This window comes from Novosphingobium sp., assembly GCF_019748365.1.
Classification (GTDB): Bacteria; Pseudomonadota; Alphaproteobacteria; order Sphingomonadales; family Sphingomonadaceae; genus Novosphingobium.
The window spans coordinates 17607-32054 of sequence record NZ_JAIEPN010000146.1 but is presented as its reverse complement, the minus strand read 5'-3'; the positions used below and the strand labels follow the sequence as shown (position 1 = coordinate 32054).

At 67.2% G+C, this 14448-nt stretch carries 9 protein-coding genes and 2 pseudogenes; 6 read left to right on the top strand and 5 right to left on the bottom strand.

Annotation, left to right across the window (positions count from 1 at the left end; translation table 11 throughout):
- Nucleotides 1-12: 12 nt before the first annotated feature.
- Entirely contained in the window at nt 13-534 is a 522-nt protein-coding gene (locus K5Q19_RS16480) for a hypothetical protein (protein ID WP_292947472.1), read from the bottom strand.
- Nucleotides 535-674: 140 nt separating this feature from the next.
- Between K5Q19_RS16480 and K5Q19_RS16475 the strand changes: the two genes are divergently transcribed.
- A complete protein-coding gene (locus K5Q19_RS16475) occupies nt 675-1820 on the top strand; it encodes an aminotransferase class I/II-fold pyridoxal phosphate-dependent enzyme (protein WP_292947469.1) in 1146 nt (381 codons plus the stop codon).
- A 60-nt stretch (nt 1821-1880) separates the two neighbouring features.
- Here K5Q19_RS16475 and K5Q19_RS16470 read toward each other — a convergent pair whose 3' ends face one another.
- Nucleotides 1881-5045 carry an autotransporter domain-containing protein gene (locus K5Q19_RS16470; protein WP_292947466.1) on the bottom strand — a complete coding sequence of 1055 codons (3165 nt, stop codon included), beginning with the start codon at nt 5043-5045 and terminating at the stop codon, nt 1881-1883.
- 341 nt (nt 5046-5386) lie between these two features.
- Between K5Q19_RS16470 and K5Q19_RS16465 the strand changes: the two genes are divergently transcribed.
- A complete protein-coding gene (locus tag K5Q19_RS16465) occupies nt 5387-5938 on the top strand; it encodes a response regulator transcription factor (RefSeq protein WP_292947462.1) in 552 nt (183 codons plus the stop codon).
- An 8-nt stretch (nt 5939-5946) separates the two neighbouring features.
- On the top strand, nt 5947-6564 hold the full coding sequence (locus tag K5Q19_RS16460; protein ID WP_292947459.1) for a hypothetical protein: 618 nt from the start codon (nt 5947-5949) through the stop codon (nt 6562-6564).
- A gap of 461 nt (nt 6565-7025) precedes the next feature.
- Here K5Q19_RS16460 and K5Q19_RS16455 read toward each other — a convergent pair.
- From K5Q19_RS16455 to K5Q19_RS16445, 3 genes and pseudogenes are all read right to left on the bottom strand, one after another.
- Nucleotides 7026-7388: pseudogene (locus K5Q19_RS16455) on the bottom strand (glycosyltransferase family 2 protein); the annotation flags it as partial.
- A pseudogene (locus tag K5Q19_RS16450) lies at nt 7357-8922 on the bottom strand (glycosyltransferase); the annotation flags it as partial. The pseudogenes K5Q19_RS16455 and K5Q19_RS16450, both read right to left, overlap by 32 nt.
- Nucleotides 8923-9202: 280 nt before the next feature.
- A complete protein-coding gene (locus K5Q19_RS16445; protein ID WP_292947456.1) occupies nt 9203-9910 on the bottom strand; it encodes a hypothetical protein in 708 nt (235 codons plus the stop codon).
- A 247-nt stretch (nt 9911-10157) separates the two neighbouring features.
- Here K5Q19_RS16445 and K5Q19_RS16440 point away from each other — a divergent pair, with 247 nt between their 5' ends.
- Genes K5Q19_RS16440 through K5Q19_RS16430 form a run of 3 tightly spaced genes read left to right on the top strand, consistent with a single transcriptional unit; the run spans nt 10158 to nt 14430 of the window.
- Nucleotides 10158-11390, top strand: a complete 1233-nt coding sequence (locus tag K5Q19_RS16440; protein WP_292947453.1) for an FAD-binding domain-containing protein — start codon at nt 10158-10160, stop codon at nt 11388-11390.
- On the top strand, nt 11387-12913 hold the full coding sequence (locus K5Q19_RS16435) for a deoxyribodipyrimidine photo-lyase (protein ID WP_292947450.1): 1527 nt from the start codon (nt 11387-11389) through the stop codon (nt 12911-12913). Before K5Q19_RS16440 ends, K5Q19_RS16435 begins: the two co-directional genes overlap by 4 nt.
- Complete coding sequence (locus K5Q19_RS16430) at nt 12910-14430, top strand: cryptochrome/photolyase family protein (protein ID WP_292947447.1); 1521 nt, start codon at nt 12910-12912, stop codon at nt 14428-14430. Before K5Q19_RS16435 ends, K5Q19_RS16430 begins: the two co-directional genes overlap by 4 nt.
- Nucleotides 14431-14448 lie beyond the last annotated feature (18 nt).

Below are 14448 nucleotides of genomic sequence, written 5' to 3'. Positions count from 1 at the left end.
TCGGAAAGTGCTCTAAGTGGCGGCTGGAGCCGCAGGTGCGGGCACGAACCGGCTGATCACCCAGGCAACCGCGCCGAACCACACCGCGCCGAGCGCGATGGCCACGATCACCTGGCGGAAATCCTCGCCCGCCTGGATCACCGGCGCGTTGAGCACGGTGATGAACAGCATCGTGCTCTGATTGCAGAACAGCGCGGCGCGGCCGGCCACGACCAGAAATACCGCCCCGATCATCAGCAGCAGCGCCAGCACGATCAGTTGCGGGCTGTGCATCATCGCCCCCGTCTGCAGCATGAAACTGAGGCTGGCGCCGACAAGGGCCCCGATCAGCGCGCCGGGCAGCGCCTTCAGCGAGAGTTCGTGGAGCGCCGACCACGCCCATAGCAGCAGGAAGCCGGCATAAAGCGGCGTGACATGCAGCCAAGCGCCCAGCGCGATGAAACCGGCGATCACGACGATCACGCCCAATGTAACGATCGCGGCCTGCCCCAAGGGCATCCGATGCGGCGCAGCCGCGCCGGCTGGTGTGGACATGATGTGGCTCTCCCGCGGTGTCCGGTGCGGCAATCCGCCCGGATCTGATCGGAAGGCTCGCCCTTGCGCCTGGCCTTGTCAACTGCAGTGCCTGTGGGGTGCCTTTGCGCCGCCTCGCACCCGGTGCTAGATGAGCCGGCATGACCGCACTGCTCGAACCCTTTCACGCCATCACCATTTCCGCCATCGCCCAGCGCCTCATGGCCGAGGGCCGCTCGGTCATCCGCATGGAATATGGCCAGCCTTCGACCGGCGCGCCGGCTGCCGCGCTGGCCCGCGCCCGCGCCGTGCTGGACGAGGACGACAAGGGCTATTGGGAAAGCACCGAACTGCTCGCCCGGCTGGCGCGCCATGTCGAGGAGACCACCGGCGTTTCGGTCTCGCCGGATCAGATCGTGCTGACCTGCGGTGCTTCGCCGGCGCTTGTCATCGCGCTGTCTCTGCGGTTCGGCCCCGGCGCGCGCGTGGCCATCGCGCGGCCGGGCTATGTCGCCTATCGCAACACGCTGCGGGCGCTGCATATCGAGCCGGTCGAGCTGCCCTGCGGCCCGGAAGTGGGCTACCAGATCACTGCCGCCGCGCTCGAAGCGCTCGATTCCGCGCCCGATGGCGTGATCATCGCGAGCCCCGCCAACCCGACCGGGACGGTGATCGCGCCCGGGGAAATGGCCGCAATCGCCAAAGTCTGCCTGGCGCGCGGGATCCGCATCGTCTCGGACGAAATCTATCAGGGCATCACGTATGGCGCCCCTGCCAGCTCGATGCTGCCGTTTGACCGCGAGGCGATCGTGGTGAACAGTTTTTCCAAGTATTTCAGCATGCCTGGCTGGCGGCTCGGCTGGCTGGTCGTGCCGCCGGGGCTCGTCGATCAGGCCCGCGCACGGATGGGCAACCTGTTCCTCACCCCGCCCTCGCTCAGCCAGCACGCCGGCCTCGTCGCGCTCGATTGCGGCGATGAGCTTGATGGCCATGTCCGCACTTATGCGCGCAATCGGGATCTTTTGCTGGCGGCGCTCCCGGCCATGGGTCTCGCGCGGATCGCCCCGCCCGATGGCGCGTTCTACGTCTATGCCGATGTCGGCCACCTGACGCAGGATTCGATGGCCTTCTGCATCCGCCTGCTGGAGGAAACCGGCGTCGCCACCGCACCGGGGATCGATTTCGATCCGGTCGATGGGCATCGCTTCGTGCGCTTCAGCTTTGCCGTTTCCACCCCGCTGGTGGAGGAAGCCATCGGGCGGATGGTCCCGTGGTTTCAGGCACAAGCGGTGCTGGTGCAGGTCTAAGCCGGAAACGAAAAAGGGGGCAGTCCGCAGACCGCCCCCTCCTCGATTGTGTTCAGATGATCAGAGCGCGATGGCGAGCGAAGCGCGGGCCGAATAGCCGGTGCCGCCACCTTCCAGCTTTTCGTAGCCGCCGCTGATCTTCCACGTGTAGTCCAGCCCGCCCTGGATCAGGCTGACTTCGCCAACCCACGCCGAGGGCAGTTGCTGCCCGGTAAGCGTGAAAGTGTCGCCGCCGCTGGTCGCGCCGCGGTTGAATGTGGCGATGGTATTGCCGACCTCGCCCGAAATCCGGCTGCGCCGACCGCCTTCGACCTCGACAGTGAAGGGGCGGTTCTCGTAGTCGCCCGGCGCCGAGCTCCAGCTGGCGACCAGCGTGGTGTTGGCATTGGCGACCGTGCTGGTGCGGCCCGCAAGGGTCAGCGCCAGCGGGGCGTTGCCGGTTTCGGTGTAGCCGTTTTCCTTCAGGCGGAAGTATTCGAACGTGGCGCGCGGCTTCAGCTTGAAGTGATCGCCGATCGGAACCGCGTAGGAAACGCCGCCCGTGCCGGTGATCAGCGTGCCCTTCCACCTGCCGCTGGCGCTGTAGCCGAACTGCTGGCTGTCAACCGTGCCGGTGAAGGTGCGGGTCGAGGTGAACGAGGGGCGGCCATAGCCGACGCGGGCATAGGCGTAGAACGGACCCGAGGCGAGGCGCCAGAACGCCGCGAGCTCGATGTCGCTGACCTTGACCTTCTGCGTGGCATCGGTGGTCGAATTGCCGGTGAAGTAGGTGAAAGAGCCGCCGATGTGGCCGAAGCCGAACGCCTTCTCGAACCCGAGCGAAAGACCGCCGCCGCTGTTGCTGTAGCCCTGCGTGTCGCCGGCCGTCTTCTTGCCCCGGAAGAAGATCGGCTCGATCCAGGCCCCGGCGCCGCTGATGGTGAACCAGCTCGAATCATCGTCGATCCGGCGTGCCGCAAGGCGCGTGCCGCGCGTCAGCAGATCGAGCGTGCCGCCGGCATAGTCCGGCAGCATCTGGTTGAACTGCGTCTGCAGCGTGGCAGTGTCTGCCGCCTGCAGAAGGCTTGACTGGAGCAGCGTGTCCTTCGCGGCGTTGGCAAGGATCGCGTTGTAGGCCTGCGACTGCGGAACGTTGAGCCCGATTTCGCTGGCCGACTTGCGCGCGATGGTCAGCGTCACATCATTGCCCACCGCGGCGACGGTGCCCTTGAACAGCACCGGCAGGTTGAGCGCCGAGCTGGCGACATTGGCGCCGCCCGTCAGCGTGCCCGCGCTCAGCACGGTATAGGTGCCTTCCGCCTTGGCGAGCGACGTGACGCGGGCCGAGATCTTGGCACCGCTGGCGAAGCTCGCCGTGCTCGCCACGAGCTTGGATGACGTGCCGGTGGCGCCGTCGATGTAGACACCGAGCGTGCCGTTCGCGCCCACGTTGAGCGACTGGACTGTCGTTGTGACCGCCGAGTTCGCGCCAAAGGTGCCGCCGTTCACGGTGACTGCCAGCTGCGATCCACCCGTGACGGTGCCGCGGTAGATGGCGTTGTCGGCAAGGGTCAGCGTGCCGATCTGATCGTTCAGGATCAGCGTGCCGGTGAAGCGCGAGTTCCCGGTCATCGCCAGCGAGCTGGTGCCGGTGCCGAAATCGATGTTGCCGATGTACTTGGCATCGTCGGCCAGCTTCACCGCATCGTTGCCGCCACCCAGGAAGCTGTTGCCGGTAACCGTGCCCGAACCGATATCGAGCGTATCGTTGCCGCTGCCGGTGTAGATGTTGCCCTTGATCGAGGTGTAGACCTTGGCGGTATCGGGATCATAGCCGGTAGCCGCCTTGTCGGTGGTCTGCGATGCGGCATCGGTGCTGTTGAGGTACTGTCTGATCGTCACGCCCGAGGTGTTGGCGGACACGTCGATCGCGGCCAGCTGGTCCTCGCTCGAGCCGGTGACCGAGATTGTCTTGTTGTTGTTGATCGTGGTCAGCGTGCCCGAAAGATCCCTGATCGCCGCTGATGAGCCGATGCCCGGCTGGCTGATCACGGCGCTGATCGTGCCGTTGTTGTACAGCGTGTCGGCCGTTGAACCCGAATTGATGAGGATGCCGACCGCACCGGCGTCAATCGTGGTCGCGGTCACGCTGCCGTTCACGGCAATGCCTCTGGTCAGGGTCACGTTGCCGCCCTTGCCGCCGATCACCACCGCCGCGGCATTGGTCGAGCTGAAGGTGGCGGCGGAGCTCACGCTGCCATCGATGCCGAGCGAATAGGTGCCGGCGGTGGTGGTGCCGCCGCCGATGGTGATATCGCGGGTGCCGCCGATCTGGAGCGCCGGGGAATTGCCCACGGACGCGATCGTGCCGGTGGTCTCCGCGGTCGTGCCGCTGCCCGAGGCGGTCGTCACGATCACGCCGCCGGCCACGTTGCCGTTGATCTCGACCGCAGCCTTGCCGGTGGACAGCGCGCTGCGCGGCAGGGTCTGCGTCGCGCCGCTATCAGCCGTGTAGCTTGCCGACTGCGAAAGCGCACCGTTGATCTTGACGAGGCCGCCGACGTCGCCGTTCACAACCAGCGCCTGCGTGCCGCTGCCGACCACTCCGATGGTGCCGCCCGCTGCCACATTGCCGGAAACCGCTCCGGTGCGAATGCCGACCGAATTGTCGCCCCTGACCCTGATCGTGCCGGTGTTGGTGACCGAGCCGGTCATTGTCGAATCCACCGCGATGCCGGCTGAATTGAGGCCGTCGACAGTGATCGTGCCGGTGTTCGAGATGGCGCCGGTGAACGTACCGCCGGGGGCAACGCGGATGCCATAGCGGCCCGTCGCCTGCGCGATCGGGCCTTCCGGGATGCCGTTGCCATCGGCATCGGGCGGGGTGAAGGTTTCCAGCACCTGGATCGTGCCGGCGTTCGAGATGTTCGAGGTCGTCCCGGCCTGTGCGACGACGCCCGCGGCGCCGTCACCCGCGCCCATGTCGAGCGTGCCGCCGGACTGGACCGTCACGTCCTTCGACGCGTCGACCGTCACGGCCGTACCGTTGTCGAGCTTGATCGTGCCGCCGCTGGCGACCGTCACTGCGCCGGCGCCCGAGGTCAGCAGCGGCGTGGTGGTTGCAGTGCTGACGGTGGTGTCGGCAAATGCAGGGCTCACGCCTGCCATCAAGGCAGCAGGTGCGGCCGTGGCAAGGAGGCGTGCCGCTTTCTTCATGGTGCGGGTGATCGGGGCTTTGCTGTCCATCGGTATCTCATTATCCGGCATGGGGAACAGTCGCTTCAGCGGCAAACTGAACCCGTGTGGTACTTCGTCCGGCGAGCCGCGTCATCGCCTGCCGGCATTGATCAGTGCAAAATCGCCCGTACCCTTCCCTCCCGGGCAGCTTGTCCGGTGCGATTTGCGCGCGTCTTAACGCGATTCTGCGCCATGCCTTAGCGGAAAATTTCAGCAACAATTCGCCGTGGTAAAGCCAGCGTTCAGATCGGGCCCAACGCAAGCGGGGAGGGACGCTCCGGCGTGCAAGGTAAAGCACTTGCGAGGTGATGTTGCGATGTCCATGGTGCGCAGCCAAGCCTTCGTTTTTGTTGCAACATGGAAATGGTGCAGCGGCAGGACGCATTCTGCTCGTCGAGGACGATCCCCAGATCGCGGACTACATCATGTCGGGGCTTGCCGAGGAAGGTTTCACCGTCGATCGCGCCGAAAATGGCCGAGACGGGCTGTTTCTGGCGACGGACAGCGAGTTCGATCTCGTCGTGCTCGACCGGATGCTGCCGGGCATGGACGGACTTGCGCTGCTCAAGGCCATGCGCGCGTCCGAAATGGCGACGCCGGTGATCATGCTTTCAGCGCTCGCCAGCACAGATGACCGGATCGCCGGTCTGACCGCCGGTGCGGACGACTATCTGGGCAAGCCGTTTTCCTTCGCCGAGTTACTCGCCCGCATCCAGGCCTTGCTGCGCCGCGCTGCGGGCGGGGGCAGGCAAGCGCAGGAAACCACGCTGCGGTGCGCCGATCTGGAGCTTGACCGGCTGACCCGGCAGGTGCGCTGCGGCACCCGCAAGATTGATGATGGTGAGGAGCAGGCCCTGTTCCACACCGTTCACGGGGCGGGTTACCGGCTCGCGTCAGACTGATCGGGCCGATGGCGCTGTCTGCAGTCCGCCGCACCGCCCGCCGCGGTCTTTCGCCGACGATGGTGCGGCTTGATCGCGAACGGCAAGTCGCCGAGTTGCGCGACGATCTGCTGGCCCCCTGTTACGACGGCGGACGCGAGGAACTGGCGGGATTCATCTCGGCCCGCCGCGGCAGCGCTGCCGACCCTGCAGTGTTTATCGCGCTGATCGGCAAGGGCCCGCCGGTGCTGAGCAATCTGGTTCGGGTGCCGGCCCTTGCTCCCGCGAACCGGCCGCAGCCTGTCGTGGTGCGACGCGGTCCGGATCAGCCGCCGAGCGAGGGGCTCGCGCTGGCCGGCCAGCTACCCGGTGGTGAGCGGCTGGTCGTCGGCGTGGTCAGCCTGACCGAGCGGCGCATCGATGCTGCCTTTGCCTCGACCGTGGAATTGACGATCGCGGTGGCCGTTCTGATGGCATTGCTGAGCGCGGTGGTTGTGGGCTTTGTCATCAGCCGCCGCACGCACCTGATCGCCGAAACCGCCGCCGCCTGCTCGATCTGGCAGCGGTGGCGGAGGATCTGGTCGAGCTTTACGATCCACTCGCGGAGCAGTCCGATGTGCGGCTCGAAGCGCGGCTTGAACCGGTGACCGCCGCGGTGGCGCGGCTCCATGGCGGCCAGTTCATGCTCGGCGATCCTGCCTCTGGCGGCAATGGTCTGGTTGCCACCCTGCGCCGGCCCGCCTGATACCTGCCCTGCGGATACGCGGTCCGTCCGCTCCAGCTTGCCCCAGCCGATGCCGAGACCCTGCAGCGCCGCGCCGACTGCGCGGATCACCACGCCGTACATCAGCTGGCGATAGACAAAGCGCTGGCTCAGCAGCAGGATCGGCGGGAAGCGGCGTTCGCGTACGTCGAGCCGGTAGGCGACCCAGCCGCAGACAAGGTCGATCGCGGTGAACACGGCCCAGTAAAGCCCCATGCGCAGCACGTCGGTCTGCGTCTGCGCCCAGTCGTGCTGCATGATCCTGACCGCAGTGCCGACGATCGAGACGGCGAGCGCCAGATCGATCATCGGCGAGATCAGCGCGAAGAGAATCTGGAACAGCCAGGCCTGCGGCATGCCGACAAAAGAAAGACCGGCGGGCTTGCGTTTCCACAGCACCGAGCGGTGCTTCCACAGGCACTGCAGCGTGCCGAAAGCCCAGCGGAAGCGCTGCTTGGAAAGCGCGGCCAGCGTTTCGGGCGCTTCGGTCCAGGCGACCGCGTCCTCGTCGTAGCACACCTTCCAGCCCTTGCGCTGAATTGCGATGGTGAGGTCCTGATCCTCGGCCAAGGTGTCTTCCGGATAGCCGCCGACATCGTTGAGGGCCGCGCGCCGCCGCGCGCCGCCATGCGCCGACAGCGCCGGGCACAACCATGATCGCGCCGAAGCGGGTGAGCGCACGGCGCTCGATGTTCTGTGCGGTGACATATTCCACCGCCTGCCAGCGCGTGACGAGATTGACCCGGTTGCCGACCTTGGCATTGCCCGCCACCGCCCCGACGCGTCCGTTCTCGAACCAGCGCACCAGCCGTGCGATCGTCTGCGGCTCGAACTGCGTATCGGCATCGAGCGCGACGACGATTTCGCCCTTCGCCACCTCCAATGCCCGGTTGAGCGCGGAAGCCTTGCCGCCGTTGACCATCGTCATCAGCCGCACTTGCGGGTGGTTCCCGAAGGCAGCCTCGACAATGGCGCTGGTGCGGTCCTTCGAGCCGTCGTCCGCCACGATCACTTCCATGTGCGGATAGTCGCTGGCGAGGATGCGGTGGATCGAGCTCTCGATCACGCGCTCCTCGTTGTAGGCGGGAATGATCACGCTCACGAGGGGCTGATAGCCGCCCGCCAGCGCGGGGACCTTGCGCCGGTCGGGCACAAGCGCGAGGCCGGTGAGCCCCAGCGCACGGATTACGCCGAGCGCGATGGCGAAGAAGAAGCTCCAGTTGAGCGCCGCGAGCAGCAGCGCCAGGAACGAGAAGATGGCGACATCGACGCGCACCGCGGCAAGGTCCCAGCCCTTGACCTGCGGCATCACGTCGTCGCGCTTGAGGCCGGCGAGTGTCGAGGCGGGCACGAAGCGGTAGCCGTCGGCCTCCAGCCGCTCGATGATGCGCGGCAGCGCCAGCACGGTCTGCTCGCGGTTGCCGCCGCCATCGTGCAGCAGGATCACGTTGGCGCTGCGGTCCGGCGTGGCGTGCTCGACCGCGTCCACCGTGCGGGCCACGATCTCGTCGGCGCTGCGCTTCATCCAGTCGCCCGGATCGGCGTGCAACCCCACCACGGTGTAGCCTTCCTTCTGCGCGATCAGCGCCGGCCAGAGCTCGTCCGAAGTGGTCGGCTCGGCGTCACCGAAATAGGGCGCGCGGAACAGGCGGGTGGAGCGGCCGGTATAGGCCTCGATCAGTCGCTGCGTGGCATTCAGTTCCAGCTTCACGCCGGTCGCCGAATCCTCGGCCATGTTCGGGTGGGTATAGCTGTGGTTGCCGATCTCGTCCCCATCGGCGACCATGCGCTGCAGCAGGCTGCGCCCGGCCACGCCGTTTTCACCGATGATGAAGAAGGTGGCCGGCACGTGATAGCGCTCGAGCACCGAAAGCACTTCGGGCGTGTACTTCGGGTCCGGGCCATCATCGAACGTGAGCGCGACCAGCTTCGGGCGGTCCCCGGTGCGGCGCACGACATAGGGTGTCGGCAGAGTGCCGTAGCGCTCGTCATCGATCAGGGCAGGCCGACCCTGCTGCGCGGCGGTATATTGGATCTGGCGCGAGCCTTCCTGCGGCGTCGCGACGATGCGCAGAATCTCGCCATTGCCTTCAACGTCGACATTGTTGGCCTGCCTGATCCGGCCGAGGTCCGGCACATGGCCATGCGGATCGCGCCAGGCATTGAGCACGTCCCAGAAGCCCGGGTCTTCCGAGCCCAGCCGCCACAAGGCGACCGAGCCGACGCCGAGGTGCCTCAGCATCTGCATCTGGTTCCAGCTGGCGGCGGCATCCAGCATCCACACCTGATGGCGCTCGGGCGCGGTCGCCGCGTTGCTGTCCTCGTCATCAAGATAACCGAAGCCGGCGTTGCCGCTGGTCTTGTCCCACATCGGCGTGGCCGCCATGCTAGTCGTAGCCATAGTTGCCGAGCGCGACGATGACCTTGCCCGCGGCCAGCCCCTTGCGCTGGTCCGCCAGATGGCTGGCAAACCAGCCGTTGGACGCGATCGGTCCGGGCTCGCCGCCCTGCCAGTGCTCGTCCTAGGCCATGAGCACGACCTTGTCGGCGACTTCGGCGAGGCGCTTGGCCGACCAGTCCGCATCGCCGAGGGGCATCGTCACGGCCACGACGCGGTGCTTGGGCGCTAGCCGGGCATGGAGATCGGCCACGAAACCGCGCAGCGCGGCGACGCCCGGCTTCGGCAGGTTCTCGAAGTCGATCATCACGCCGCCATCGCCTGACTTGTCGAGCGCGGCGTCGATCTGGTTGACGAGGGCCGCGCGGCGGGCGGGGCTTGCCATCACGGTGGTCGCGCCCGCGCCGTCCCAATTGGCGTTCGCGGCGTTCTGCAGCACGGGAACGACCAGCGGGTGGTGCAGGGCCGAGACCAGTACCCGGCGCATCGGCGCATCGTCAGTGACGACGAGATTGCCGTTCTGGCCCAGCGAGAACAGCGTTGGCGCGACCCAGTCGAGCTGGTCGATATGGCGCCGCAGCGTCTCCGCGCTGCCATCCGTCCACGAGGTGTAGAAGCCGACGCTGAGCGCCTGCCCGCCGCCATGCGCGGCCATTGCAGTGTGGCGACCGAACAGCTGGTCCAGATTCCGGGAGATCCGCTGCGAAATGCGGCTTACCTGGGTCTTGAGCGGAAAGGGCGCCTGCCGCTCGAAGCCCAGCGGGAGCTTTGCGGCCGGCGGCGGCCGGTGGGATCGAAGAAAATCGGACGAGGCAAGGGGCAATTCCCCCAATGCTGTCGCCGGAGACGACAAGGCGCGCGCTGGAGACATGGCTCTCGCACGGGCTGGTTTTGCGGTAACCGGCAGGGTGACGATGGACGCCGGACCGGACATCGGAACAGGGGACCGTCACGTCACGATTCCCGTGACAGGCGCCCATCGTCGAGAGCCGTTCTAGGGCTGCGCGCCCTTCGCCGGTGTGAGCAGAACATTACGCTTTGGCCATTTTGGGAAAGTCGGCGCCTGCGGGCTTGCCCGCATGACCATCTGGGCCGCGGAGGTCTGCAAGGCCAAGGGCTTGGCCATGGTCCCTGCTCCCAACCGACGCGCTGCCCTCGATCACTTGCGCCAGTTTGTGCCCCGCGCCGGCGCTTCCTATGCGTCGAATCGCAACACCGATCCGGGGCCTGGCCGGCCGGCGGCGGTCTCTCGGCTATCGCCGGCGGTGCGCTACCGGCTGGTTACCGAGCAGGATGTCGTGGCCGAAGTGTTGGGGCGCCACAGCTTCAACGCGGCTGGAAAGTTCATTCAGGAAGTGTGCTGGCGCACCTACTGGAAGGGCTGGCTCGAACTGCGCCCGGTGGTCTGGCAGCGCTTCCTCGCCGAACGCGATGGCGCGCGCGATGCCATGGCGGGCAGTGCCGATCTGCTGGCGGCTGAGGAAGGGCGCACCGGGATCGATTGCTTCGATGCCTGGGCGCGCGAACTCGTGGAGACCGGCTACCTCCACAACCACGCGCGGATGTGGTTTGCCTCGATCTGGATCTTCACGCTGCGCCTGCCGTGGACGCTCGGCGCCGATTTCTTCCTGCGGCACCTGATCGATGCCGATGCGGCGAGCAACACGCTTTCGTGGCGCTGGGTCGCGGGGCTGCAGACGGCGGGCAAGACCTACCTCGCCCGCGCGGACAACATCGCGCGCTACACCGAAGGCCGCTTCGCGCCGCGCGGGCTGGCGCAAGAAGCGGCGGCGCTCACCGAAGCGCCGGTCGGCGCGGCGGGCACGCTCTTGCCGCTCGCCGCGTCTGATCCGGCTGCACCTAGCCTGCTGCTGGTGCACCACGAGGATCTTCATTCCGAATCGCTGTTTGCAGCCGGCGCGCCGGTGGCGGGCGTGCTTGCGGTCTGCGATCCTGCGCTTCTCTGGGGCGACGCGGCACGGCGCTTTGCGGGCGAGGCCGTGGCCGATGCCGCCACGCGTGCCGAGGCGCACTTCCGGTGCGGCTCCACGCTGGCCGACAGGCTTGATGCCGAAACGGTAATTGCTGCGGCGCAGGCGGCGGGCGCGCGGCAGGTGCTGACTCCTTTCGCGCCGGTCGGCCCGGTCGCCGATGCGCTCGCCCGGCTGGAGCCCGCGCTTGCCGCCGAAGGTATTGCGCTGCGCCCCGTCCGGCGGCGCTGGGATGCCGGTCTCTGGCCCCATGCGCGGCGCGGCTTCTTTGCCTTCGACGCCGAGATCGAAGGGCACTTGCGCGCCGAGGGGATGCTGTGAAGCGGCCGCTGCAGGTCGTCTGGTTCAAGCGCGACTTGCGCATCGCCGATCACCGCCCGCTCGCCCTTGCCGCAGCGCAGGGGCCGGTGCTGCCGCTCTATATCGCCGAGCCAGGCCTGTGGGCGCAGGACGACGCTTCGGCCCGGCAATGGGCGTTTGCCGCCGAAAGCCTCGCCGAACTGCAGGCCGCGCTTGGGCGCCTCGGTCAGCCGCTCTGCGTGGTGCGCGGCGATGCTGTTGCAGTCCTGGGCCGCATCCACGAGCGCCACGGGATCGCCGCGCTGTGGAGCCACGAGGAGACCGGCAACGGCTGGACTTACGCCCGCGACAAGGCCGTGGCGGTATGGGCGCGCGCGGCGGGCGTGGTGTGGCATGAGCTGCCGCAGACGGGCGTGATCCGCCGCCTCAAGACGCGCCACGGCTGGGCGCGCGGCTGGGATCGCCGCATGGCCGAACCGCTCACCCCGCCGCCCGCCGCGCTTGAGCCGCTGGGCAGCGATTGGCCGGCGCGCATCCCCACCGCCGCTGATCTCGGCCTTGCGCCCGATCCTTGCCCCCACCGCCAGAGCGGCGGACGCGCGGCTGGCCTTGCGACGCTGGCCAGCTTTCTGGAGCGGCGCGGGCGCGATTATCGCTGGCAGATGTCGAGTCCGGTGACGGCCTTCGATGCGAGCTCGCGCCTCTCATCGCATCTCACCTGGGGCACGCTTTCCATGCGCGAAGTGGCACAGGCCAGCCAGACCCGCCTCAAGGGTCTGCGCGGCGAGGAGAGTGCAGCCGCGCGCAGCTGGCGCGCTTCAATGATCTCGTTCACCGGGCGCCAGCACTGGCACTGCCACTTCATGCAGAAGCTGGAGGACGAATCGCGCATCGAGTTCGAGAACCTGCACCCCGCCTACAACGGCCTGCGCCCGAATGTGCCCGATCCCGAGCGGCTGGCGGCGTGGGGAGCGGGGCGCACCGGTTATCCTTTCGTCGATGCCTGCCTGCGTGCGCTGGATGCCCATGGCTGGCTCAATTTCCGCATGCGGGCGATGCTGGTCTCGTTCGCGAGCTATCAGCTCTGGCTGCCGTGGCGCGCGACGGGTCTGCATCTGGCACGCCAGTTCGTCGATTATGAGCCGGGCATCCACTGGAGCCAGGTCCAGATGCAATCTGGCACCACGGGGATCAACACGATGCGCGTCTACAATCCGGTCAAGCAGGGCCACGATCAGGACCCGAAAGGCGTATTCGTGCGCCGCTGGGTGCCCGAGCTGGCCGATGTGCCCACGGCGCTGATCCACGAGCCGTGGACGTGGGACGGCGCGGCAAGTCTCGCCTATCCGCCGCCCATCGTCGATCACGTCAAGGCCGCTGCCGCTGCGCGCGAGGCGCTGCATGGGGTGCGCAAGGGCGCCGGGCACCGCGTGACCGCAAGCCGGATCGCCGAGAAGCACGGCAGCCGCAAGGCCGGGATGCCGATGACCGGCCGGAAATCCCGCCGCCGCGCGGTGACCACGCAACTGGCGCTCGATCTGTGAGCAAGCTGATCCTCGTGCTGGGCGATCAGCTGAGCCCCTTGCTGTCCTCGCTGCAGACGGCGGACAAGGCGCGCGACCGCGTGCTGATGGTCGAGGTCCACGAGGAGGCGACCTATGTGCGCCACCACAAGAAGAAGATCGCCTTCCTTCTGAGCGCCATGCGCCATTTCGCAGAGGAACTGCGCGCAGACGGCTGGACGGTCGAATATGTGAAGCTCGACGCCCCTGGCAATACCGGCAGCTTCACCGGCGAAGTCGCCCGTGCGGTTGCGGCGCACCGGCCCGAACGCATCGTGGTCACCGAAGCCGGCGAATGGCGCGTCGCGCAGATGTTCGCAGGCTGGGAAGCCGCGCTGGGCCTGCCGGTCGATGTGCTCCCCGATACGCGCTTTGTCTGCCCGCTGCCGGTGTTCCGGGACTGGGCGGAAGGTCGCAAGGCGCTGCGCATGGAATACTTCTACCGCGAGATGCGCCGCCGCACCGGTCTCCTCATGGAGGGCGACAAGCCCGCCGGGGGGGAATGGAACTACGACGCGGACAACCGCAAGGCTGCCGCGCCCGATCTGTTCATGCCCCGCCCGCCGGTCTTTGCACCTGATGCCATCACGGCAGAGGTGCTGGCGCTGGTGGAGGCACGCTTCGGCAACCACTTCGGCGATCTCGAACCCTTCCAGTTCGCGGTCACCCGTGCCGATGCCGAGGCCACCTTTGGCGCCTTCGTGCTGCGCGCGCTGCCGCGCTTCGGCGATTATCAGGACGCGATGCTGGAGGGCGAACCGTTCCTCTATCACGCCGTCATCGCGCAATATCTCAACTGCGGGCTGCTTGATCCGCTGGAAGTGTGCCGCACGGTTGAAGCCGAATGGCGCGCGGGCCGGGTGCCGCTCAATGCCGCCGAAGGCTTCATCCGCCAGATCATCGGCTGGCGCGAATATGTGCGCGGGATCTACTGGCTGACCGCGCCCGGTTATGCCCAGCGCAACTTCCTTGAGCACACCCGCCCACTGCCCGATTTCTACTGGACCGCCGAGACCGACATGGCCTGCGTGCGCGCCGCGGTCACCCAGACGCGCCAGCACGCCTATGCGCACCATATCCAGCGCCTGATGGTGACGGGCACTTTCGCACTGCTCGCCGGGATCGATCCGCATGCGCTCCACGAATGGTATCTCAGCGTCTACGCCGATGCCTATGAATGGGTGGAGCTCCCCAACACCGTGGGCATGAGCCAGTTCGCCGATGGCGGTCTGCTTGCCTCGAAGCCCTATGCGGCGAGCGGGGCCTATATCAACCGCATGTCGAACTACTGCGGCTCGTGCCGCTTTGACGTGAAGCAGCGGACGGGGCCGAATGCCTGCCCGTTCAATCCGCTCTATTGGGATTTCATCGCCCGCCACCGCGAGAAGATCGCCGGCAATCCGCGCATGGCGCAGATGGTGCGGACCTACGACAAGTTCGCTGATGCCGAGAAGGCGCGGATCGCGGAAAGCGCTAGGGCCGTACTGGCGAAGCTCTGACCGTTCGATCATTTCGAA